The organism is Kribbella flavida DSM 17836, assembly GCF_000024345.1.
Classification (GTDB): Bacteria; Actinomycetota; Actinomycetes; order Propionibacteriales; family Kribbellaceae; genus Kribbella; species Kribbella flavida.
Genome location: NC_013729.1, coordinates 2,990,479 through 3,012,651 on the forward strand (window position 1 = coordinate 2,990,479; position 22,173 = coordinate 3,012,651).

At 71.4% G+C, this 22,173-nt stretch carries 20 protein-coding genes; 9 read left to right on the forward strand and 11 right to left on the reverse strand.

What is annotated here, in order from left to right; translation table 11 throughout:
• The first annotated feature begins 64 nt into the window (after nt 1-64).
• From KFLA_RS13965 to KFLA_RS13975, 3 genes are all read left to right on the forward strand, one after another.
• Nucleotides 65-1,264 (forward strand): ROK family glucokinase, encoded by a 1,200-nt coding sequence (locus KFLA_RS13965; RefSeq protein ID WP_237706803.1) that lies wholly within the window; start codon nt 65-67, stop codon nt 1,262-1,264.
• The gene (locus KFLA_RS13970; protein WP_012920443.1) at nt 1,261-1,989 is read left to right on the forward strand and encodes an endonuclease/exonuclease/phosphatase family protein; all 729 of its coding nucleotides are present in this window, start codon (nt 1,261-1,263) and stop codon (nt 1,987-1,989) included. Before KFLA_RS13965 ends, KFLA_RS13970 begins: the two co-directional genes overlap by 4 nt.
• 271 nt (nt 1,990-2,260) lie before the next feature.
• Nucleotides 2,261-3,025: an SDR family oxidoreductase gene (locus tag KFLA_RS13975; protein WP_012920444.1), complete on the forward strand. Its 765-nt coding sequence runs from the start codon at nt 2,261-2,263 to the stop codon at nt 3,023-3,025.
• A 2-nt stretch (nt 3,026-3,027) separates the two neighbouring features.
• Here the strand turns inward: KFLA_RS13975 and KFLA_RS13980 are convergent, their stop codons facing one another.
• From KFLA_RS13980 to KFLA_RS14000, 5 genes are all read right to left on the reverse strand, one after another.
• Complete coding sequence (locus KFLA_RS13980) at nt 3,028-3,777, reverse strand: enoyl-CoA hydratase-related protein (RefSeq protein WP_041290080.1); 750 nt, start codon at nt 3,775-3,777, stop codon at nt 3,028-3,030.
• A gap of 56 nt (nt 3,778-3,833) precedes the next feature.
• Nucleotides 3,834-4,235, reverse strand: coding sequence for a VOC family protein (locus KFLA_RS13985; RefSeq protein WP_012920446.1), 402 nt, complete (start codon nt 4,233-4,235; stop codon nt 3,834-3,836).
• A gap of 53 nt (nt 4,236-4,288) precedes the next feature.
• Nucleotides 4,289-5,518: an ornithine cyclodeaminase, nickel-pincer nucleotide-dependent gene (locus KFLA_RS13990; protein ID WP_012920447.1), complete on the reverse strand. Its 1,230-nt coding sequence runs from the start codon at nt 5,516-5,518 to the stop codon at nt 4,289-4,291.
• A gap of 126 nt (nt 5,519-5,644) precedes the next feature.
• Nucleotides 5,645-6,445 carry a hypothetical protein gene (locus KFLA_RS13995; RefSeq protein WP_012920448.1) on the reverse strand — a complete coding sequence of 267 codons (801 nt, stop codon included), beginning with the start codon at nt 6,443-6,445 and terminating at the stop codon, nt 5,645-5,647.
• Nucleotides 6,438-7,196, reverse strand: a complete 759-nt coding sequence (locus tag KFLA_RS14000) for an alpha/beta hydrolase (RefSeq protein WP_148256634.1) — start codon at nt 7,194-7,196, stop codon at nt 6,438-6,440. The genes KFLA_RS13995 and KFLA_RS14000 overlap by 8 nt, the downstream gene beginning before the upstream one ends.
• 272 nt (nt 7,197-7,468) lie before the next feature.
• On the opposite strand from KFLA_RS14000, the gene KFLA_RS14005 reads away from it, so the two are divergent.
• From KFLA_RS14005 to KFLA_RS14020, 4 genes are all read left to right on the forward strand, one after another.
• Nucleotides 7,469-8,239: a lysophospholipid acyltransferase family protein gene (locus KFLA_RS14005; RefSeq protein WP_012920450.1), complete on the forward strand. Its 771-nt coding sequence runs from the start codon at nt 7,469-7,471 to the stop codon at nt 8,237-8,239.
• A gap of 46 nt (nt 8,240-8,285) precedes the next feature.
• Nucleotides 8,286-8,678, forward strand: a complete 393-nt coding sequence (locus KFLA_RS14010) for a DUF2237 family protein (protein ID WP_041290082.1) — start codon at nt 8,286-8,288, stop codon at nt 8,676-8,678.
• Nucleotides 8,679-8,757: 79 nt separating this feature from the next.
• Nucleotides 8,758-10,131, forward strand: coding sequence for a class II 3-deoxy-7-phosphoheptulonate synthase (locus tag KFLA_RS14015; protein ID WP_041289319.1), 1,374 nt, complete (start codon nt 8,758-8,760; stop codon nt 10,129-10,131).
• A gap of 79 nt (nt 10,132-10,210) precedes the next feature.
• On the forward strand, nt 10,211-11,233 hold the full coding sequence (locus tag KFLA_RS14020) for a threonine aldolase family protein (protein WP_012920453.1): 1,023 nt from the start codon (nt 10,211-10,213) through the stop codon (nt 11,231-11,233).
• A 13-nt stretch (nt 11,234-11,246) separates the two neighbouring features.
• On the opposite strand, the gene KFLA_RS35585 is transcribed toward KFLA_RS14020, so the two are convergent.
• The 3 genes from KFLA_RS35585 to KFLA_RS14035 are packed head-to-tail and all read right to left on the reverse strand — an operon-like array spanning nt 11,247 to nt 13,413.
• Nucleotides 11,247-11,900: a hypothetical protein gene (locus tag KFLA_RS35585; protein ID WP_012920454.1), complete on the reverse strand. Its 654-nt coding sequence runs from the start codon at nt 11,898-11,900 to the stop codon at nt 11,247-11,249.
• Nucleotides 11,897-12,493 (reverse strand): RNA polymerase sigma factor, encoded by a 597-nt coding sequence (locus KFLA_RS14030; protein ID WP_049797335.1) that lies wholly within the window; start codon nt 12,491-12,493, stop codon nt 11,897-11,899. Before KFLA_RS14030 ends, KFLA_RS35585 begins: the two co-directional genes overlap by 4 nt.
• A gap of 56 nt (nt 12,494-12,549) precedes the next feature.
• Complete coding sequence (locus tag KFLA_RS14035) at nt 12,550-13,413, reverse strand: phosphotransferase enzyme family protein (protein ID WP_012920456.1); 864 nt, start codon at nt 13,411-13,413, stop codon at nt 12,550-12,552.
• A gap of 136 nt (nt 13,414-13,549) precedes the next feature.
• Between KFLA_RS14035 and KFLA_RS14040 the strand changes: the two genes are divergently transcribed.
• Nucleotides 13,550-14,527, forward strand: a complete 978-nt coding sequence (locus KFLA_RS14040; RefSeq protein WP_012920457.1) for a ribose-phosphate diphosphokinase — start codon at nt 13,550-13,552, stop codon at nt 14,525-14,527.
• Nucleotides 14,528-14,608: 81 nt separating this feature from the next.
• Here KFLA_RS14040 and KFLA_RS14045 read toward each other — a convergent pair whose 3' ends face one another.
• Both KFLA_RS14045 and KFLA_RS14050 read right to left on the reverse strand, forming a co-directional pair.
• Nucleotides 14,609-17,101, reverse strand: a complete 2,493-nt coding sequence (locus tag KFLA_RS14045; protein ID WP_049797336.1) for an NPCBM/NEW2 domain-containing protein — start codon at nt 17,099-17,101, stop codon at nt 14,609-14,611.
• Nucleotides 17,102-17,333: 232 nt separating this feature from the next.
• Nucleotides 17,334-20,465, reverse strand: coding sequence for an amidohydrolase family protein (locus KFLA_RS14050; protein WP_012920459.1), 3,132 nt, complete (start codon nt 20,463-20,465; stop codon nt 17,334-17,336).
• A gap of 138 nt (nt 20,466-20,603) precedes the next feature.
• Between KFLA_RS14050 and KFLA_RS14055 the strand changes: the two genes are divergently transcribed.
• Nucleotides 20,604-21,131 (forward strand): hypothetical protein, encoded by a 528-nt coding sequence (locus KFLA_RS14055; RefSeq protein WP_012920460.1) that lies wholly within the window; start codon nt 20,604-20,606, stop codon nt 21,129-21,131.
• A 90-nt stretch (nt 21,132-21,221) separates the two neighbouring features.
• On the opposite strand, the gene KFLA_RS14060 is transcribed toward KFLA_RS14055, so the two are convergent.
• Complete coding sequence (locus KFLA_RS14060; RefSeq protein ID WP_148256635.1) at nt 21,222-22,154, reverse strand: hypothetical protein; 933 nt, start codon at nt 22,152-22,154, stop codon at nt 21,222-21,224.
• Between the last annotated feature and the right edge of the window lie 19 nt (nt 22,155-22,173).

Sequence of the window (22,173 nt, forward strand, 5' to 3'; positions counted from 1 at the left end):
TCCGAGATGCTTGGCTGGAACCGGCGAAGGCCGGAGTTGGGGGTACCGAGAGGAGGGTCGTGCGATGGCTCTGACGCAGGCGTTGACGATCGGCATCGACATCGGTGGCACCAAGGTGGCCGCCGGAGTGGTCGACCCCGAGGGCAACATTCTCGACCGGCTGCGCCGGGACACCCCGACCAAGGACCCGAAGGAGACCGAGGACGCGATCGCCGAGGTCGTGCACGACCTGGAGTCGCGGCACGACGTGATCGCGGTCGGCATCGGCGCCGCCGGATTCGTCGACGGCACCCGTTCCTCGGTGCTGTTCGCGCCGCACCTGGCCTGGCGGCACGAGCCGCTGCGGGACGCGGTCGAGCGCCGCCTCGGCCTGCCGGTGGTGGTGGAGAACGACGCGAACGCCGCCGCCTGGTCGGAGTGGCGGTTCGGCGGCGGCCAGGGCGAGAGCCACCTGGTCTGCGTGACGCTTGGCACCGGCATCGGCGGCGCGATCCTGAACGACGGCGCTCTGCAGCGCGGCAAGTTCGGCATCGCCGGCGAGTTCGGCCACATGCAGGTGGTGCCGGGCGGTCACCGCTGCGAGTGCGGCAACCGCGGCTGCTGGGAGCAGTACGCGTCCGGCAACGCGTTGACCCGGGAGGCGCGGGAGCTCGCGCTGTCCGGCTCACCGGTTGCGCACAACCTGCTGCGCGCCGCCGAGGGCGACCCGCGCCGGATCAACGGCCCGATGGTCACCGAGCTGGCCAAGGACGGCGACCCGGTCGCGGTCGAGCTGCTGGAGGATGTCGGCCGCTGGCTCGGCATCGGCCTGGCGAACCTCGCCGCCGCGCTGGACCCCGGTACGTTCGTGATCGGTGGTGGCGTCTCCGACGCCGGCGAGCTGCTGCTGGCGCCGGCCCGGGAGGCGTTCAAGCGGACGCTGACTGGGCGGGGGTTCCGGCCGGAGGCGCGCATCGTGCGCGCCGTGCTCGGCCCGGAGGCGGGCATGGTCGGCGCCGCGGACCTCGCCCGCGAGGAGGCGACCTGGCTGCGGCGGGTGCGGGTGAAAACCACCGCGGTGACGGCGAAGACCGCCGCCCGCGGCGGCCGGTCGACCCGGCTGGACCGGGCCGCCCGCAAGTCGGCGAGCCGGCGGACCGGGATGCGTGCGGCGACCTCGGAGGGCGAGCTCCAGCTCGAGCACACGGGCGACCTGCAGCTGGATCTGCCCGCCGAGCCGCAGCTGAACCAGACCCGGCGCAACCAGGGCGAACCGGAGGCATGAGCACCGGCCCGTCGCTGCGGGTGCTGTCGTACAACGTGCACCGTTGGGGCGACGACCGCGAAGCGCTGGCCCGGGTGGTCCGGGCCTGTGCGCCGGACGTCGCGCTGATCCAGGAGGCGCCGACGTGGTGGGGGACCAGGCGCAAGCGCCGCGCGATGGCCGCCACCTTCGGCATGACGTACGTCGCGGCCGCGGCGCGCAACGCGATCTTGGTTGCCGGTAGCACCGAAGTCGTGGAGTCGCTGCACTGGCGCGTCTGGCGGCCGTTCGTCCGTCGCCGGCTGCGGCTGATCGCGACCCAGCTGCCGGGCGGTGCCGTCGGCGGGCGGGTCACGCTCGGCGGCACGGATCTCGCGCTGGTGGTGTGCCATCTCGGCCTGCACATCCGCGGCCGGCAGCACGAGTTGGAGCAGGTCCTGCGCGGGTGCCGGTCCTTCAACCTGCCGTACCTGCTGGTGGGCGACCTGAACGAGGAGCCAGGTGGTCCGGTCTGGGACCGCCTCGCCGCCGAAGGTCTCACCGACCTCGGCGTCGACGTCGGCCCGACCTACCACTCCGACAACCCGGAACGCCGGATCGACGGCGCCCACCTCTCACCCGAGCTTTCCGGCCGGGTGATTCCGCTCGACACGGTCGCAGGCGTCACCCGCGCCGACCTGGCCGCCGCGTCGGACCACCTACCCCTCCTGATCGAGCTGACCCCTGGCCGAACTCTCGCGGGTTAACCCATCCAGTGCATGGTTGGCCCACCGAAATCTCGCTGGCCAACCATGCATCCGATGGGTTGACCCCCGCCGCAAGGCGTACTGATGGGACCGTCGCCGCGATCGTCCTGCTGCTCCTGGCTTCCCGGGGATAACCCACCAAATGCAGGGTTGACCTACGGTATTCGGGCGGGTCCACCCTGCATTTGAAGGGTTAACCCCTGAGATTTCGCTGGGTGGGCGGGCAGGGAAATGGGTGGATGCGCAGGGCCTCAGGCGGCAGGATGGGCGCATGAGCGAGGCGGAGCGGCCGGTGGCGCTGGTGACGGGAGTCGGGCGGACGGTCGGGATCGGCGCGGGCATCGCCGAAGGGCTGGCGGCGAGCGGGTGGGACGTGGGGTTCACCTCCCTGACGGCGTACGACGAGCGGATGCCGTGGGGGCCGGAGAACCAGGCGCGCGACGAGATCACCGGCGTCCTGGACAAGCATGGGGCCCGGGTCTTCTCGGTGGAGGCGGACTTCCAGGACGCCGCGGCGCCGGCGGAGGTGCTGCGGGCGGTGGGGGAGGCGCTCGGGCCGGTCCGGGCGCTGGTGATGGCGCACTGCGAGAGCGTCGGCAGCGGCATCCTCGACACCACCGTCGAGAGTTTCGACCGCCACTTCGCCGTCAACGCGCGGGCGATCTGGTTGCTGATCAAGGCCTACGCCGAGCAGTACGACGCGCCGCACGGGACCGGGCGGATCATCGCCCTGACCAGCGACCACACCGCACACAACCTCCCGTACGGCGCGAGCAAGGGCGCGCTCGACCGGATCACGCTGGCGGCGGCCGAAGAACTGAAGCACCTGGGACTCACCGCCAACGTCATCAATCCGGGCCCGATCGACACCGGCTGGATGTCACCGGAGCTGGCGCGGTGGGGCACCGACGCGACGCTGCTGGGCCGGCTCGGCACGCCACGCGACACCGCGAACCTGGTCAGCTTCCTGTGCTCCGAGCAGGGCGGCTGGATGAACGGCCAGCTGCTTTACAGCAACGGCGGGTTCAAGCCCTAGGGCTACTTCTTCTTGCGGTTCAGGAACGCCAGCATCGCCTGCTGGGCGGGCTCGGAGCCGAACAGGCCGGCCGACAGCTCGGCCAGGTCCTTGCCACGGGCATCGATATCGGCGAGCAGCTCGCGGGTGAGCAGCTTCTTGGTTTCCCGCAGGCCCTGCGGCACGCCCTTGAGCAGCGAGGTCAGCACCGTGCCGACCGCGTCGTCGAGCTGCTCGTCGGGCACCGCGCGGGTCACCAGGCCGAGTCGGGCGGCCTCGGTGCCGTCGAAGCCGTCGCCGGTGAGGAAGGTGAAGCCGGCGGCCCGGTCGGTGAGCCGGGGGAGCACGGTGAGCGAGATCGTCGCGGCGGCCAGACCGAGCCGGACCTCGGTGAGCGCGAAGGTCGCGCTCGTGCCGGCGACGCTGATGTCCGCCGCGGCGACGATGCCGATCCCGCCGGCCCGGACCGGGCCGGCGACCCGCGCGACCACCGGCTTGGGGTGCGCCACGATCGCGCGCTGGACGTCGACCATGCGCTGGGCACCGACGCCCATGCCGACCGTGGTCGCCTCGGACAGGTCGGCGCCCGAGCAGAAGACGTCACCGGCCGAGCGAATCACGATCACCCGCGCCGCATCGTCCGCGGCCGCTGTGGCGAGCCGCTCCAGCAACTCACCGGTCAGCTGCTGGGAGAGCGCGTTCTTGTTGTGCGGCGAGTCGAGCGTGATCGTCGCGACGCCGTCGGCGACGGCCAGTTGCACCAGTTCGGTCATGCCGCCCATCCTGCCCTCCGCCTGCCCGGCCGCGCCGTAACCGGCCCCACACCCGGCTACTTGTCGGCGGTCGGCGGATCGTCGACGTACAGGCAGAACGGGTGGCCGGCCGGGTCGAGCATCACCCGGACGTTCTGCTGCGGCTGGAACTCCGCCGGCTCCGCCCCCGCCTGCACCGCGTGCTCGACGGCTTGCTCGAGGTCGTCCACCTCGAGGTCCAGGTGCATCGACATCTGCGGCTTGCCGTCCTCGGCCGGCCAGACCGGACGCTGGTACTTCGGCTCGGTCTGGAACGCCAGGTTGTAGCCGGCGTCCTTCGACGGCGCGAGCGTCACCCAGTTCGCCTCGTCGCCGTAGATCGTCCAGCCCAGCAGGCGTTCGTAGAACCTGGCGAGGTCGCGGGCGTCCGGCGCGTCGAGCACGACGCCGATCCAGTGTGTCTTCGTTCGGAGAGCCATGTCCGCCACCCTGCTGCACCGCGCCCCCGGCGTCCAGGGGGCGCGGCGCGAAACTACTTCGCCTCGGCGTAGTCGGGCGCCAGCTCCCGGGCCAGGTGCTCGATGAACAGGCCGACGTCGGTGACGATGCCGCGGGCCTGCGACGAACCCCGGTCGGCCAGTTTGGTCACCGTGGCCGGGTTGATGTCCACGCAGGTGAGCGGGATCGACGCGGGCAGGATGTTGCCGGTGGCAACCGAGTGCAGCATGGTGGCGGCCATCAGGCAGTAGCCGACGCCGGGCAGCTCGGCGCGCATCGCCCGCTGTCCCTCCAGGACGTCGGTGTAGACGTCCGGCAGCGGGCCGTCGTCGCGCACCGACCCGACCAGGACGAACCGGCCGCCTTTCTTCACCAGCGCGTGCATCACGCCGGAGGTGAGCACGCCCTGCTCGACGGCCGCGGCGATCGAGCCGGCCTTGCGGATCGTGTTGATCGCCCGGATGTGGTGCTCGTGGCCGTGCTCGACGCCGCGGCCGCGGGCCAGGTCGACGCCCAGCGACGTGCCGTACAGCGACGACTCGATGTCGTGGGTGGCCAGCGCGTTGCCGGCGAACAGCACGTCGACGTACCCGGCCTCGACCAGCGCCACCATGGCCGGCGCGGCGCCGGTGTGCACGATGCCGGGACCGCCGACCCAAAGCACCTTCTGACCGTTCGCCTTCGCCTCGCGCATCCCGTCGGCGACCTGCATCACCAGCACCCGCTGCGGCTTCTCGCTGGAGACGTCGGACTCCATGAAGCCGAACGACTCCTCGGTGTTCGCGACGATCGGTGGGGTGACCTTGACGCCCTGGGCGCTGGCGATGATCCGCATGCCGGTCCTGACGTCGGACATCGGGATCGTCCGGACGGTGTCGCCCTCGACCAGCAGGCCGCAGTCCATCTCGGGGTTCCGGACCTGCACCCAGCGGCCGTTCAGCCGGACGCTGGTCGGCAGGTTGGTGGTGGAGTAGAAGCCGTCGGGGAAGACGCCGTCCTGGGTCACCTCGGCGATCTCCGGCGTCCCGGGGTCGACCAGGTTCGCGCCCTTGGTCTGGATCCGCATCAGCAGCCGCTGCAGCGCCTCGTCGTCCTCGGCGCCGACCGTCATCCGGACCGTCGACGGGTCGTCCTTGTCGTAGCCGAGGTCGAACTTGTCCAGCGTGTACTCGCCGCCGTAGCCGCGGATGTCGTCCAGGACCCGGGACAGCAGCCCGGAGTCCATCAGGTGGCCGGTGATCTCGACCGTCTCGGTGACCTGCACGGGATGCCTCCTCCGTCGATGGGGGTGTCGGATTGTCCGACGATCGGCACTCTAGCGCCTCGGTGTTTCCGCGGGATGTCCCCGCCGCTCAGACCAGACGCCCCGGTGGTACGCCGTACTCCGACGTCAGACCACGGCGCCGTCGTCGGGAGTGTCCTCGGGTGGCAGGCGGTCGTTCATGCGGATCACCAGGGTGAGGAAGCCGGCCATGAAACCGACCACCGCGAGCAGCGTGAGCCGGCCGGTGCCGAAGTCCAGCACGGCGGCCAGGATCAGCAGCAGCGGACCGCCGATCAGCCCGAGCCAAGCGGCCCGGCTGATCCAGTCCAACCGGGGACCGCGCGGTGGCTCCGGCGGGATGAAGTGGTCGTGCGGGTCGTCGGCCCGGCGCGCGGGCCGTTCCTCCGCCGGCTTCGGCTCGGTGTCCTCGGCCGAGATGCCGGCCGGAACGTCGATCAGCGGCTCGTACTTCTCGTCGACGTCCTCGCTGGCGGGCCAGCGCGGCACCGGCGGCGCGTCGTGCCCCGGCGCCGACGGCGCGTTGAACTGCTCGACCAGCGACTTCCACTCCGCGTCCTCGGTACTGCGGTCGATCACCGCCCGGGCCCGCTGCACCGCCGCCGAGTCCACGAAGATCTCCTCGAACCCGGCCGGCAGCCGCCGAGCCGGATCGTCGGCCGGGACCGGCGCCGTGGTCTGCGGGCCGGCGTCCGTCCGCGCGGCGTCCGAGGCCGGCGCTGAACCGGCCGCGCTGCCGGCTTCCTCGTCAGCGGCGTCCGCGGGCGGTGCGCCGACGGACCCGCCGGGCACGGTCGAGTACGCCGCGATGCCGGCGTCGGCCAGGGCGGTCAGCACCGGAGCGGTGACCAGGGGATCGATGCCGCCCATCGACGTGTACGTCGCGGCGGTCAGGCCGTTGTCACGCATGGCTGCCGATCCGGCGGACGAAGGCGGTCGTGCCGGCGAAGATGCGCGGTGCGTCGTTGTCCAGAGTGGCCACGTGGTAGCTGTCCTCGAGCAGGGTCTCGGTCACGTCGCGGGACGAGATCCGGGCCAGTACCGTCCGGCCGGAGCTCGGTTCGACGACGTGATCGACAGTACTGCGGAACAGAAGCACCGGCTGGGTCACCTTCGGCAGATCCTCCCGCGTCACCTTCCACAGTTGCGCCAGCGAGTGCAGCGCGCGCAGCGGCAGCCGGTCGTACGCGCCTTCGTCGACGCCCGGCTTCTTGATGTCGTTCGCGACGCCGGGGAACGACGGCAGCAGCCGCTGCAGCACCGGCAGCAGCACGAGCCGCTTGTCGTCGGTCTGCACCGACGGGTTGACCAGGACCAGCCCGGCCACGTCCTCGCCGTGCTGCTCGGCCAGCCGCAGCACCAGGCAGCCGCCCATCGACAGCCCGGCCAGGAAGACCCGGTCGTGCTCCTTGCGCAGCCGCTCGAACTCGTTGTCGAGCACGGCGTACCAGTCCTGCCAGGTGGTGCCGTTCGCCTCTCGCCAGTGCGTGCCGTGCCCGGGCAGCCGGGGGACGGCCACGCCGTAGCCCTCCGCGGCCAGGTGCTCGGCGAACGGGCGCATCGACTTCGGCGATCCGGTGAAGCCGTGGCTGAGCAGGATCCCCGTCGCGGCGTTCGGGCCGTTGCCGGGACTGCGGAACTCCTCCGCATGAGCTGACACGGGCACTGGTGCTCCTAGCAGTCGCGTGTTTCCTGAGACGCCATGGTCGCAGCCGGACGGCGCGCCGCCCAGCCCGGCCAGGGTGTCGGCGGTCGGGCAGTGAGCGAGGTCGCGCGGTGCGTCCATCACAGTTCAGCACAGAGCGCAACCCCCGATTCCCTGGCGGTGACATTGCCTGAGGGGGAAGGTGGAACGTAAGGTCTGCCCGGCGGTGCACGTTTCCCGACCGCCGGTGCAGGGCACTGGACATGGCCGAGGGTGGAGGTGGAGGCGTGCTGTACCTGTTCCTCAGACGGTTCTTCGTCGCCCCGATCGTGAAACTGTTCTTCCGGCCGCGGGTCAGCGGGCTGGAGAACATTCCCGAGACGGGGCCGGCGCTGCTGGTCAGCAACCACCTGGCGTTCTCCGACTCGATCTTCCTGCCGGTCGCCGTACCGCGGCAGATCGTCTTCCCCGCCAAGTCGGAGTACTTCACCGGCCCGGGGCTCAAGGGCAAGCTGGTCGCCACGTTCTTCCGGTCGATCGGCCAGATCCCGATCGACCGCTCCGGTGGTCGCGCGTCGCTGGCCGCGCTGAACACCGGCCTGGAGATCCTCGGCAAGGGCGAGCTGTTCGGGATCTACCCCGAGGGCACCCGCTCGCCCGACGGCCGGCTCTACAAGGGCAAGACCGGCGTCGCCCGGATGGCGATCGTGGCCGGCGTCCCGGTCATCCCGGTCGCGATGATCGACACCGAGAAGATCAACCCACCCGGCACGATGGTGCCCAAGTGGTTCGTCAAGGAGCCCGGCCGCCGGCTGCCGCGGCTGGTCCGGCCCGGCGTGGCGATCGGCAAGCCGCTCGACTTCTCCCGGTACGAGGGCATGGAACGGGACCGGTTCGTGCTGCGCTCGGTGACCGACGAGATCATGTACGCGCTGATGGAGCTGTCCGGCCAGGAGTACGTCGACATGTACGCCGCCAAGGCCAAGGATCTGATCAAGGCCGGCGAGAACGTCGACGACCACCTCAAGCCCCGCCTCGACGACACCAAGGCGTCCTGACCGCCGGGTGACGCGCCCGGGCTCCGACCTGCGCGAGGATGTCGCCGTGGAGACCGACCGGAACGTGCTCGGTGACGAGCTGCAGGAGTGTGGCGTGGACCCGGTGACCGGGTTCTTCCGGGACGGGTGCTGCAGCACCGGGCCCGAGGACCTGGGCAGTCACACCGTCTGCGCGGTGATGACGGCCGAGTTCCTCGCCTACCAGCAGTCGGTGGGCAACGACCTGAGTACGCCGCGACCGGGGCTGGGCTTCGCCGGGCTGAAGCCGGGGGACCGGTGGTGCGTGGTGGCGGCTCGCTGGCTGCAGGCGTACCACGCGGGTGTCGCGGCGCCGGTGGTGCTGGCCTCGACCCACGCCCGGTCGCTGGACACGATCCCGCTGGCCGTGCTGCGCGAGCACGCGGTCGACGTACCGCCTGATCTGAGCTCGCTGAGCTGACCGGCGTGCGTCGCTCGCCGTGATCCTCGCTGGTGAGACGGCCGCGCACGCGTTCGGAGCCCTCGAATATGGTTGGGCCATGCAATTTGCGACGTTGAACGCGGGGGTAGTGCCGGGGGTTCCCACCTTGGACGAGCTGCGGGCGCTGAAGCCGCTCCAGCAGCCGGAGTGGCCGGACCCGGTCGCGGTGGAGCAGGTGATGAGCCAGCTGCGGACGCTGCCGCCGCTGGTGTTCGCCGGTGAGTGCGACGACCTGACCGCCAAGGTCGGCGCCGTCGCGCGCGGCGAGGCGTTCCTGCTCCAGGGCGGCGACTGCGCCGAGACGTTCGACGGCGTCACCGCGGAGAACATCCGCGCCAAGCTGCGGGTGCTGCTGCAGATGTCGGTCGTGCTCCAGTACGCCGCGAGCGTGCCGGTGGTGAAGGTCGGCCGGATCGCCGGCCAGTACGCCAAGCCGCGCAGCTCCGGCGACGAGACCCGGGGCGGCGTCACGCTGCCGTCGTACCGCGGCGACGCGGTGAACGGGCTGGAGTTCACCCCCGAGGCCCGGATCCCGGACCCGCAGCGTCTGCGTGGCGTCTACAACGCGGCCGCCGCGACGCTGAACCTGACCCGCGCGTTCACCACCGGTGGTTACGCCGACCTGCACCAGGTGCACGCGTGGAACACCGACTTCGTCCGGTCCTCGCCGGTCGGGCAGCGGTACGAGCAGCTGGCGTCCGAGATCGAGCGCGCGCTCGCCTTCATGCGCGCCTGCGGGTCGACCTCCGACGAGTTCCGCACGGTCGACTTCTACGCCTCCCACGAGGCACTGATCCTGGAGTACGAGCACGCGCTGACCCGGATCGACTCCCGCACCGAGCAGCCGTACGACGTGTCCGGGCACCTGCTCTGGGTCGGTGAGCGGACCCGCCAGCTGGACGGCGCGCACGTCGAGTTCCTGGCGTCGCTGAGCAACCCGCTCGGGGTGAAGATCGGCCCGACCACGACCCCGGAGTACATCCGCGCGCTGATCGACAAGCTGAACCCGAAGGGCATCGAGGGCCGGCTCACGTTCATCACCCGGATGGGAGCGGGCAAGATCCGGACCGCGCTGCCGCCGCTGCTGGAGGCGGTGCGCGACCACGGCTCGCCGATCGCGTGGGTCTGCGACCCGATGCACGGCAACACCTACGAGACGCCAAACGGCTACAAGACCCGCAACTTCGACGACGTGGTCGACGAGGTCGAGGGCTTCTTCGACGCGCACGAGCAGGTGGGCACGTGGCCGGGCGGTCTGCACGTCGAGCTGACCGGTGACGACGTGACCGAGTGCCTGGGCGGCGGCGAGGCGCTGGTCGCCGAGGACCTGGTGAGCCGGTACGAGACCGCCTGCGACCCGCGACTGAACCGGCACCAGTCCCTGGAGCTGGCCTTCCTGGTCGCCGAGCGCCTCCGCAGCGCCCGCGCATGACCAGCCCGTACGCCGGCAACCTGGTGCTGCCGGCTCACCGCGACACCGTCGCCCCGGCCGCGGCGCCCGGAGGCCGGGCGTGATCGATCTCCGCTCCGACACCGTCACCCGCCCGTCGGCCGGGATGCTGGCGGCGATGACCAGCGCGCCGGTCGGCGACGACGTGTACGGCGAGGACCCGACGATCACCGCGCTCGAGGAGAGGGTTGCCGGACTGCTCGGGCACGAGGCCGGCCTGTTCACCGTCACCGGCTCGCTGGCGAACATCCTCGGTGTCCGCGCCCTCGTTGCCCCCGGCACCGAGATTCTCTGCGAGGCGAACGCGCACGTCGCCCGCGCCGAGCTCGGCGCCCACGCGGCCCTGAGCGGCGTCACCACCCGGACGTGGAGCGCCGCCGGCGGCCAGATCGACCTGGACCAGGTCCGCGCACTGGTCGCGCCGGACCTCGGCCCGTACTTCGTACCGACCGCGGCCGTGTCGGTCGAGAACACGCACAACTTCGGCGGCGGCACGATCCAGCACCACTTCGACGCCCTCGCCGACGAGCTGGACGCGCGCGGGTTGCCGCTCCACCTCGACGGCGCCCGGCTCTGGAACGCGTCGGTCGCGTCCGGGGTGGCGCCGGCGGCGTACGCGTCCCGCGCGGCGGCCGCGAGCGTCTGCCTGTCGAAGGGCCTCGGCGCGCCGGTCGGGTCGGTGCTGGTCGGCTCGCAGGAGCTGGTCCGCGAGGCCCGCGTCTGGCGCAAGCGCCTCGGGGCCGGCTGGCGCCAGGCCGGCGTCCTGGCGGCGGCCGGTCTGTACGCCCTCGACCACAACGTCGAGCGGCTCGCCGAGGACCACGCCAACGCCCGCCAGATCGCCGAGATCCTGGCCGACGCGGCCCCCGGCTCGGTCAAGCCCGACCAGGTCGAGACGAACATCGTCGTCGCCGACCTGGCCGCGACCGGCCGCACGGTCGCGGAGGTCGTCGAAGGCGCCAAGGCGGCCGGTGTGCTGATCGGGGGAGTGGGCGCCACCCAGCTCCGCCTGGTCACTCATCTCGACGCTTCGGCCGCCCACTGCCGCCAGGCCGCGGAGGTCGTCGCCCGGCTGCTGAGCTGAGCCGGACGGCTGATCAACGCAACGGCGTCAGTACGCAGGGCCCGAAGGTGCCGGTTCTGAGGAAGCCCATGCTCGAGCCGGCGACCCGACCCGGGTCCGCTTGCGGCGGCGGCGGCGCGTTCAGATCAAGGTCCTGGATCACCAACGTGGCGTCCTTGAAGTCGGCCGGCTTCAGCGTGTACGACATTCCGTGTGACCGCTGGCCGTCCCAGTTGTCGGTGAGGCTCCAATGGCCGTCGAAGCCGATGCCCTGGGGCGTCCGTTCGCACCGCATACCCCGCGGGAAGTACACGACCTCCGCCCGCACCCCGGCTTGAGCCAGCCGGCGTTCCAATCCATCGGCGTCCTCGGTCCGGTAGATCGTGAAGGTGATCTTGCCGTCGCCGGCATCGGTCACCGCGTACGCCGGCGAGGCGGTCTCCCCGCCACCCACCAGCGGGACGGCAACCGCGACGCCGGCGACCAGCGCGCCCCCGGCCGCGACCGCCACGGCCAGCCGCCGCCGCGACCGCCGTACCGGAGCGGGTCGGCGAACCTCGCCGAGCGAGCCGACCGGGGTACCGACGATGCGCTGGAGGTCGGCCTCGGCCCGGTCGTCGAGCGACGGAGCCGCCGTGGCCGCGGGATCGTTGGTACGGAGTGTGTCCAGCCTGGGGTCTCGGGTCATGAGCTGTGTCCTGTTCTCTGAACGGGGCCGTCGACGGCGGCCGTGGGGCGGAGTGCCGACGGGGCGGAGGGTTCACGGTGGATCCCGATGGCGGACCTGAGCCGTCGCCGGGCGCGGTGCAGCCGGACGCCGGCCGCGGTGGTGGAGCAGCCGAGCGCGACAGCGAGCTCCCGGCCGGTCAGGCCCTCCCAGGCATTGAGCAGCAGGACCTGCTGGTCCTTGACACCGAGCTCGCCAAGCGCCGCGGTGACATCGGCCAAGGCGTGCGCCGACTCCACCTGTTCGGCGACGCCGGGTGCGGCGCCGTCGGTGGCGGACTCGGTGGCGAGCCGTTGCAGCGCCTGGAGCTCGCGCTGGTCGCTGCGGTACCGATGCCCGAGCCGGTTGGCCGCGACCCGGTACAGCCACGGCAGCTCGTACCGCGACGGGATCTCGTCGCGGCGCCGCCACGCGATCTCGAACACCTCCGAGACCACGTCCCGCGCCGCCTCCGCGTCCGCCGTCCGGCGGGTCGCGTAGGTCAGCACCGCCACGTAGTTGGCCCGGTACAGCTGCTCGAACTCCCGCTGCCCGCCTGGGGTTGTTTGCTCCACACCCTCATGTCCCCGCAGCGGGGATTCGCTTACATCCCGGGCGCCAGCACCGTGGCTCATCGACGGCAGTACGGGCGGAAGCGGGCGAGGTCGCTGTCGAGTCGGGCCAGCCGGCCGAAGCCCCAGGTGTCGACGCCCGGGCGGTCGGTCTCGCCGAAGACCCGGGCCGCCATGTCCCGGAGGCCGCGGCTGAGCAGCGCGTACTCGAGGTGGTCGGGGTCGAGATCCCGGGCGCCGTACTCGGTGAGGAACGCTTCCAGCGCGGGCCCTTCGGCGGCGACCCAGACGTCGTGCTCGCGTGCTCCCAGCACAGCCTGGTCCCAGTCGAGGATCGCGGCCAGCTGGTCGTTGTCGTCGAGCAGGAGGTTGAGTCCGTGGAGATCGGTGTGGCAGATGACCTGGCGCACCTGCTGCGCGCCGGCCCGGGCGACGACCTGATCGAGCCTGGAGATCGCCGCGGCCACCTCGTCGCGCCGATCCGAGATCCAGGGGTGGTCGAGGTGCTCGGCCAGCCGCCGGATCTGCGGCTCGTCGAGAGTGCCGTGGGGCAGGTGGATCGGAGTGAGGGCGTGGACCTGGCGAAGGGCTCGGGCGGTCTGGCGCCAGTCGTCGCTCGTGGCGGTGCGTCCTCGGACGTACGGAAAGACCGCGTAGTGCTTGCCCCGCTGGGTGGCGTGCAGCTTGCCCGAGATGGTCGGCAGTGGGGCCGGCACCGGCAGGCCGAGGTCTTGCAGGTCCTGGAGCACGCCGAGTCCGGTCGGCGGCGTCGGGTCGTGCCAGACCTTGACGAACCAGCGGTCGTCCACGACCCAGCAGGCGCTCCCGAAGCCGCCCGGGTGGGGCCGCAGGCTGTCGACCGTGAGGCCGAAGTCCGCCTGCAGGTCCGCGGTGCGGAGGAAGTCCGGTGGGGTTCGGGTCATCTACCGCAGCCTGGCAGAGGCACCGGAGGGTGGCCACCGCAATACCGCGAAGCGTCTCGCCGTGGAGCCGACGGCGAACGGTCGCGGGCCTGGGGGCTAGGCTGACGGCGTCGGGTCACAGCGTTCGGGGAGAGCCGTGCGAGAGATCGTCGTGTTCAGCGGAAGTGCTCATTCCAGCCTTGCCGAACAGATTTGCGCCGATCTCGGCGTGGACCTGTCGCCGGTCGAGATCCATCGGTTCAGCAACGACTGCCTGCAGGTGCAGCTGCAGGTGAACTGCCGCCAGCGCGACGTCTACATCGTGCAGCCGCTGGTGCCGCCGACCCAGGAGCACCTGATGGAGCTGCTGCTGATGATCGACGCGGCCCGGGGTGCGTCGGCGGCGCAGATCACCGCGGTGATGCCGCACTACGCGTACGCGCGGTCCGACAAGAAGGACGCCTCGAGGATCTCGATCGGCGGCCGGCTGGTCGCCGACCTGCTGGTCGCGGCCGGCGCCGACCGGGTGCTGACGATGGCGCTGCACGCGCCGCAGGTGCACGGGTTCTTCTCGGTCCCGGTCGACCACCTGACCGCGATCGGCGTGCTGGCCGACCACTTCCGGGCGACCGACCTGACGAACACCGTGGTGGTCAGCCCGGACCTCGGCAACGCCAAGACCGCGACCCAGTTCGCCCGGTTGCTCGGGCTGCCGGTGGCGGCGGGCAGCAAGCAGCGGCTGGCCGACGACCGGGTGGTGATCGACGCGATCGTCGGGGACGTGGCCGGCAAGAAGGCGATCGTGCTGGACGACGAGATCGCCACCGGCGGATCGATCATCGAGCTGCTGGACCGGCTGAAGGACCGCGGCTGCACGCAGGCCGCGGTCGCCTGCACGCACGGCCTGTTCGCCGGCAAGGCGGTCGAGCGGCTACGGTCCCACCCGTCGATCACCGAGGTGATCAGCACCGACACCGTGCCACGGCCGGACGGCTTCCCGGAGCTGCAGGTCAGCTCGGTCTCCGGCTTGTTCGCGGCGGCGATCCAGCGCATCCACGACGGCGAGTCGGTCAGCAGCCTGTTCGACGGCGTCGACCCGACCCACGCCCCGCCGCAGCCCAAGCTCCCGTTCTGACCACTCGATCGTCGTGCCCGGCGCCCGGAACTCCCGGTCGGCTGAGCGCGCCGAGGGGTGACGCGCTCAGCCGGGGTGGGATCAGGGTGCGCAGGTCAGCGACGCGGTGCCCCAGTCGGCGTGGTCGCTGTTCTTGCCGTTGCCGCCGTCGGTGGTGGCCAGCGTGAGGCGTTTGACGCCGGTGACGTCGACGTCGAGAAGGTGCGCGGTCTCGCCCGCACGGATCACCGGCGTACCGGCGAGCTGACGCCCGTCGCCGAGCACGACGAAGGTGACGGAGCCTTCACCGGTCGTCGTGCCGTCGTCCACTCCCACTTCCGCGAAGAAGCGGCTGCAGGCGCCACCCAGCCAGGTCGTCAACGAGCTCGGCGCGTGCGAACCGACACCCTTGCCGAACGTCTTGCCGGCGATGGACAACGTGGCCGGCTCGTTGTCGCCGCCGTGGCTGCGGTCGCGCTGCTGGGGACGCCCGTAGCCGTTCGTCTCGTCCGTCCACGGCTGGTCGCTCACGTACGTCGAACCCTTCGGCGGCAGCGGCTCCGCGAACACCCGGGCCGCGTCGGCCGAGTGGATCCGCCGCCCGTCCGGAGCGGTGTAGGTGCCGGCGACAACCAGTTCCACGTCACCGCGGACGCCGGCGGGGTTCAGCTTGACCGTCCAGCGGCCGCTGACGCTCTCTCCTTCGCGCAGCAGGCTCTTGCGGACCGGCTTGCCCGCGACGACCGACCAGCCGGCCGGCAGCTCCGGAGCCAGCGCGAGGTCGCGCACCGAACCACCCGTCCGGGCGACGAACACGCCCTGCAGCTCGACCGTTCCGCCTGTCGCGACCTCGTCGGCCGACACGTCCACCAGGACCGAGGTGCGCGGCGGTTCGCGATGCGGTTTGTCGCAGGTCGTCAGGCCGGGGGAGTAGGGGCAGGCCTGCAGCACGAACCCGCCGCGGTCCGCGACGAGGAGGTCGAGCCGGTCCGCCGCGCGGCGGACGGCGCTGGACCGAGAGAGCGCTCCCTGGTTCTCCGTGACGATCTCGACCAGCCAGCGGCCGGTCCCGCCGAGAAAGGTCAGCGGCACCGTCACCGTGCCACCCGTGCCGGACCGGATGCCGCCGGCGAACCACCGCGCCCCGTCGCGCCGGGCGATCACCGTTTCGACGCCCGGCGTACCGGACAGCAGCCGGGTCTCGTCCCAGGCGGTCGGGAGTTGCCGGAGGAAGCGCTCTCCCTCGGGCTGGGACGCCAGCTCCTCGGGGGTGCTGACGATGTGCGTCCAGCCGGACTCGTAGACCACCGGCAGCGCCAGCTCGTGCGCGTTGGTGGTCTGCGGCTTCGGGTTCGACGCGGTGGCGAACCGGGTCGGGGTGTAGTCCATCGAGCCGATCACGTTCCGGGTGAACGGCAGGATCGTGTTCCGGGTCGCGTTCAGCCCGTTCTCCTCACCGCGCACGCCCTCCATCGTCATCAGGTGCGGCCAGGTCCGGGCCAGTCCGTGCGGCACGGTCGAGCCGTGGAAGTTGATCATCAGCCGGTGCTTGGCGGTGTCGGCCAGGATCGCGTCGTACCACTGGTACCGGGCCTGGCTGTCGGACTCCATGAAGTCCACCTTCACACCTTTGACGCCCCAGGCAACGAGTTTCGGCAGCCACTCGTCCCGCTGGGCCTGGGTCTGCAAGTTCGTCCAGTGGAACCAGATCAGCACCTCGACACCGCGCGCCCGCGCGTACCGGGTGAGCTCCGGCAGCCAGACCGGGCTCCACCCTTCGTCGACGAGCACGTAGGACAGGTTGTTCCTGGCCGCGGCGTCGACGTAGTCCTTCTGCCGCTCGAAGTCCCGCGGGCTGGAGTTCTCGGCCAGCCACGACCACGACGACAGCCCCGGCTGCACCCAGCTGGTGCCGGTGAACCGGGCCGGCTCGGCGAGATCGTCCACCAGCGTCGATCCCGTCACCGTCGCGAGGTCGCCGACGATCATCGTGCGCCAGGAGGTGACGCCGGTCGAGGCGACCGCGGCGTCGGCCAGCCGGACGTCGTACCGGCCGGAGCCCTGCGTGTGGGTGAGGCGGCCACCGGAGTAGCGCCCGTCCAGCCCGGACTCGGCGAGCAACGTGTACGTGCTGCCGCGCCGGAACAGTGCGGGATGCCCGAACTCGCCGGTCGGCGCGGTCGCGGCCGTCGCCTCGGCGTGCTCGTTCTCGTGCTGCGGGTTGTACGGCTGCAGCCAGCTGGTCGCGTCGGGCGCGAGCTCGAAGCCACCGGTCTCCCGCTGGACCGTCGCAGCGCCCGGCAGCTCGTACCGGAACGCGACACCGTCGTCGGAGACGCGCACGACGAGCGCGAGCTGCGCCCCCGACGGGTTGCTGAACGTCAGCCGGCTCTCCTCCTGCAGCACCGTCCGCTCCCGCTGCTTCCCGGTCGTCATCCGGTACGCCGTCCGCAGCGTCCGGTGGTTCTGCGAGCGCAGCGTCAGGTCCTTCGACAGGTCGGTGGTCGAGGTGACGAGACCGAGGTCGGCGACGCTCAGCGCCTCGGTACCACCGGAGGAGACCCGGAGCCGGAGCCGGCCGTCGGCGGACTCCACCGAGGCTCCGACATCTCCGACGCCAGGAAGCGTCCAGCTCGTTGCCGCCGGAGCAGTCCCGGCGGCAACGGCTGGAGCGGTGGGGGCGAGCAGAACAAGGGGCAGAACCCAAGAGAGCGGTTTCAGCATCAGCATCCTCACGATCGGTGAACGGGCGGGTACACCAAGTCGCGCTCACCGTAGGAGGAAATGTTGATCAGTGCAATAACTCGCGCGGAAATGTGGAAACGTTTCAGCCCTCGCAGCAGACCCGGTGCAGCCACTCCGGTTCGTGCCACCAGTGCTCGTCGTCGTGCGCGTGCGTCTGGTCCCGGCGCAGCGGTGCCGGTCCGGCGGCCGTCCGGGAGGTCGTCGCGAACGGCGCCAGCAACGCGTCGACCGTGTGCAGCCGCCCGGCCACCATCACCTGCCGGACAGCGGCCGCGTGCCGAATGTCCGCGAGCGGATCGCCGTCGACGAACGCCAGATCCGCCTGCGCCCCGGCCTGCACGACTCCCAGCTTGTCCTCCAGGTTCAGCCAGCGCGCCGGGTTCCTGGTCGCCGTGGTCAGTGCCTCGTACGGCGTGAAGCCACCTGCGACCATCGACCGCAGGTTCGCGTGCAGCGAGATCGCCACGTTGTCCAGCGGCGCGTCGGTGCCGGCGATGACCAGACCGCCGCCGCGATGGATGCGCAGCACCATGTCGACGTTACCCCGCAGCAGCTCCCGGGTGGTGACCCCGGCCGGCCCGGACGCAGTCGCCACCTCGGCCTGCAACGCGGCGTACTCCCACGCCGGGAACAGCGTCGTGGTCCGGCGGTCGGTAAGCAGGGACGGGTCGTCGACGTGCGCGATCGTCGAGTTGAACAGCGTCGGCGTCACCGACAGGCCCGCGCGGGTGAACAGGGTGATCACGTCCGCGTAGGCGCGGCCGAGGCGGCTGACCGTGTGCGAGTAGCCGAGCCGATTGGTGGCGCCGGTGTGCTCCATGCCGTCCATGCCGAGGTGCTCGGCGGGGTAGAGGTAGTGCGAGGAGAGCTGCAGGCCGAGCCGGTGCACGGCGGCGATCGTGCGGCGCTGGTACTCGACCGGCAGCCGCACGTAGGTCTTGACCAGGTCGTAGGCCAGGCCCTCGACCCGGTCGATCTCCAGCCCGAGCTGCCGCAGCGAGAGGGTCGGCCGCATGAAGTTGTAGTAGACCCGCGAACCGTCGATCGCCTCACCGGTGGCGAAGTACCGCGGACCGGTCAGCGAGCCGTGAGAGAGCGCTTCCCGAGTCTCCAGCATCTGGTACGCCGGATCGCCCGGAGAGCGCGTACTCGTGATCCCGTAGGCCAGCCACAGGTAGCCCTGCCGCGCACCCCAGGCTCGGCCGCGCAGGTGCCAGTGGTTGTGCGCGTCGATCAGGCCGGGCATCACGGTGAGGGCGGCGGCGTCGATGTCGGCGCGGCCCCGGTGCGGCCGGACCGCGGCGATCTTGCCGTCGTCGAGCACGATGTCGACGTTCTTGCGCAGCGTTGTGGAGCGGCCGTCCCACAGGGCCCCGGCATGGATCGTCACGTGCTGGTTCACCGTGGCGCGCTGCCAGTCCAGGTCGAGCCGCACGGTCCGTGGCCGGGAGCCGTGCAGGTCGGTCCGCCGCAGCCGTCCGTTGTTCAGGTAGAGCAGCGTGTGCTCGTCCTGCCAGACCGGCGAGTCCGTCACCTCACTGGTCACCGCCCGCGGCCGCCCGGTGAAGCGCCCGCGCTGATCCACCGGTACGACGTACAGCAGGCTTTCGACGACGAATGCGAGCCACCGGCCGTCGGGGGAGAAGACCGGACCGTCGTCGCCCCGGGTCGCCAGCGACCGGAACGGCATCGGCTCCACGTACTCGAACGACGTGCTCGCGACGTCGACGTACAGCAACTGGCTGGTGCCCTCCCGGAATCGCTTCGTGAACGGCTTCACCGCCGCGAGCACGATCGTCCGGCCGTCCGGCGACCAGCTCACCCGGCCCGGCTGGAACAACGTCGGCGTCAGCTGACGGACCTGGCCGGAGCCGAGGTCGAGCATCCAGGCGATCCCGTCCTGGTCCTGGTACGCCACCTGCCGGCCGTCCGGTGAGAACCTGGGGGCGGTCTGTGCCCCCGGCAACGACGACACCTTGGTGTCGGTGCCGTTGGCAAGGTCGTGCAGCCACAGATCAGCCGTCCCGTCGCGGTCGCTCGCGTACAGCAGGCTGCGGCCGTCGGGGGAGAAGTCCGGATCGGAGTTGAAGTAGCCGTCGGCAACGATTTTGCGCGGCCGGGCACGGCCGTCGGTCGGCGCGAGCCACAGCGCGTTGAGGGCGCGGAAGCTCAGCCACCGCCCGTCGGGCGAGACAGTCGGGCTCGCGATGCCCTTGACCGGCCGCGAGCGGCTCGACTCGACGTCGGGCACCTTCGGCCGCGGCCGCCGCGACGTCACCGGCACGACCGCGGTGAACGGCACCGGCTCGGACCCACCGCCGACCCGGTGCTTCATCACCCGTCCGTCAGCGGTGTAGAACAGCTCGGTCGCCGACGCCCACGACGGCGGCACCGCGAAGACGTCCTGCCCGCTGGTCACCTTCGCGTCACCGATCACCAGGTCGCACGCCGGTCCGCTCAGCCGGACGTGAGCCAGCTGCCCGGACGGCGAGTACGCCGGCCCGAACACCGTGATCCCGGTCTGCGCCGCCACGACAGTACGCCGTACGCCGGTCGCCAGGTCCAGCTCGACGATCGCCGCGGTGTCCACGGTGAACGCGATCCTGCGGCCGTCGGGGGAGACCACCGGCTCGGCCTCCTCGGCCGGGTCTTCGGTGAGAGCGACGATCGCGCCGGTGCTCAGGTCGAGCCGGTGAATGCCGTAGCTGCCGTTGCCGCCGCGGTCGGACGAGAAGACGATCGACCGGCCGTCCGGCGTGAAGTGCGGCTCGCGGTGGTCGTGGCGGCCGGTCGTCAACTGCCGCAGGCTGCGGCCGTCGGGCTGAATGGTCCAGAGGTGGAAGTTGCCGTCGCGGTAGGACTGGAAGACCAGTCGCCGCCCGTCGGGTGACCAGCGCGGCCGGGTGGCGTCCTGCAGGTCGTCGGTCAGCCGCTGCGCGGACCCACCGGTCGCCGGCGTCACCCAGATCGCGGTCACCAGGTCGAACGCCAGCCGGCGCCCTTCCGGGGAGACCGCGACCATGAAGTTCGTTCCTTCGGTCAACGTCGCGCGCTGACCGGTGCCAGGGGGTGGGCCGGTGGTGGTGTCCGCCGAGGCGGTGGTCGCCGTCGCGAGTGGCACGGATCCGGCCGCGGCCAGCCCGCCGGTCAGTTGCAGTGCTTTGCGCCGGGAGATGCTCCACGCGTCGGGGAGCTCGAGGTCGTCGTGGTTCACAGCAGGTCCAATCCCTCGGGGCGGTGGGGACGGGATCGAATCTGCCAGCACTGTCCAGACCCGTTGAGCCTGTACGCCGGGTCACGCGGCGAACGGGTGGTTCGCTGCGACGAACGGCCGCGCTCTATCGTCTGCGGCATGACTTCTCTGTCGCCCCGGGTCCGTGCGGCGCTGGCCGCTCTCGCCTGCGTGGTGGTCGCGCTGGCCGCCGCGCTCGCGGTGGACAGCAGGCTGGACCGGCACTGGGTGATGCGCGGGATCACGCTGCTGCTCGCGTTCGGTTGCGCGAGCGTGCTGGCGTTCGAGAACGGCCGGCGATTGCGGCAGATCGTCGCCGGGGTGGGGCTGCTGATGTTCGGCCTGGTCTTCCCGGTCACCTCGACCACCTGGTCGAAGCCGCCGGAGATCGACTTCGCGCTGGCCGTCGCCGACGACGCCGAGGCGGCCGCCGTCCGCAAGGCCCTCAGTACGGTCCCCGTCGACCTGGTGAAGGCGGCGGCCGAGGCCCGCGGCGGCGCGATCGGCACGCCGGTGACCGAGAAGAACCCGCAGGTCCGCGGCGCCTCGGAGTACCCGGTGATCGTGCGGGCCAGCAAGGATCAGGGCCGGCCGTGGGCCTGCCTGACCTTCGAGCACGGCTTCACCGCCAAGGTCCGCGCCTGCTGATCAGCCGACCGGGTCCACCGGGGGAATCAGGCTGCCTGCTGTACCGGCAAGCCCGCCTCCACCGAGCGGGGGGAGGCGGGGCTGGGGCCGTCAGGGGATTGCTTGTGCGGCGTCGAACCAGTTCGCGGGGGAGGTGGGAGTGGCGGTGAGTTCCAGGCCGTTGGCGATCTTGAGCAACTCGGCCTGCGGCAGTCTTCCCCAGTTGTCGAGCATGACAGTGAAGCCATCGCCCTGGATGAGCAGTCCCTGCTGCATCCAGTAGGCGGTTCGGCCATTGACGGTCAGGCCCTTGACGGCACCGGTCGGTCGGAGTCCGGCGCCGAGAGGTTGGACGGTGAAGTCGATGCGCAGGTCGACGTCCCGCAGTTCGAATTTGCTCGCCGGGTCGACCACGATGCTGCTCCGCGCGTTGTTGCCGTCGCCGATGTAGGCCTGGAAGCTGCCTCGGGTCCGGCGGGCTGGGTTGGTCGAGGGGGTCAGGCTCAAACCGCCCACCGTGAAACCGGCGGGCAGGTAGCCGATCTTGTACGGCGCCGCAAGCCGCTGGGGCGACCTTTGCACCTTCCGGGCGAGTTCCTCGGCCTTCGCCGGGTCGGCGGCATCCCGGACTCCGCAGTGGCTGGTGGTCCAGCTGCCGGCGGTCGGCTCCCAGACGATCGTCGGGGCCGGCCTGCTCGGATCCGTCACATTCGCCAGCTCCGCCCGATACGCCCGAGCGCCGTTGATGTCGAGCGTCGGACTGCTCGCCGGGATCGTGCTCGGATCAAAAGAACCGGCCGCGTGGGAGCGAAGCACACAGGTGGTCCGCTTGCTGCCGCCTTCGAGGACAAGACCCTGGCTTGTCCGGGTGAAGCCGCGCGAGCCGTGGACCGCGAGGTCGCGCGGCAGCTCGAGCGACAGCCGGTCGCGCCAGGGGCTGTCGGCTTCCTGCTGCCCGGCGGGCTGGGCTGAATCGTCGTGCCTGACCAGCACCGGCACCAGAAGTGCCGCGGCGGTCGTCGCCAAGGCCACGCCGATCACCACGGGGGTGCGGCTGCGCCGT

Coding starts and splice junctions, on each gene's coding strand:
- KFLA_RS13965 (WP_237706803.1), top strand. CDS start 65: ATGGCTCTGACGCAGGCGTTGACGATCGGCATCGACATCGGTGGCACC.
- KFLA_RS13970 (WP_012920443.1), top strand. CDS start 1,261: ATGAGCACCGGCCCGTCGCTGCGGGTGCTGTCGTACAACGTGCACCGT.
- KFLA_RS13975 (WP_012920444.1), top strand. CDS start 2,261: ATGAGCGAGGCGGAGCGGCCGGTGGCGCTGGTGACGGGAGTCGGGCGG.
- KFLA_RS13980 (WP_041290080.1), bottom strand. CDS start 3,777: ATGACCGAACTGGTGCAACTGGCCGTCGCCGACGGCGTCGCGACGATC.
- KFLA_RS13985 (WP_012920446.1), bottom strand. CDS start 4,235: ATGGCTCTCCGAACGAAGACACACTGGATCGGCGTCGTGCTCGACGCG.
- KFLA_RS13995 (WP_012920448.1), bottom strand. CDS start 6,445: ATGCGTGACAACGGCCTGACCGCCGCGACGTACACGTCGATGGGCGGC.
- KFLA_RS14015 (WP_041289319.1), top strand. CDS start 8,758: ATGCAATTTGCGACGTTGAACGCGGGGGTAGTGCCGGGGGTTCCCACC.
- KFLA_RS35585 (WP_012920454.1), bottom strand. CDS start 11,900: ATGACCCGAGACCCCAGGCTGGACACACTCCGTACCAACGATCCCGCG.
- KFLA_RS14035 (WP_012920456.1), bottom strand. CDS start 13,413: ATGACCCGAACCCCACCGGACTTCCTCCGCACCGCGGACCTGCAGGCG.
- KFLA_RS14055 (WP_012920460.1), top strand. CDS start 20,604: ATGACTTCTCTGTCGCCCCGGGTCCGTGCGGCGCTGGCCGCTCTCGCC.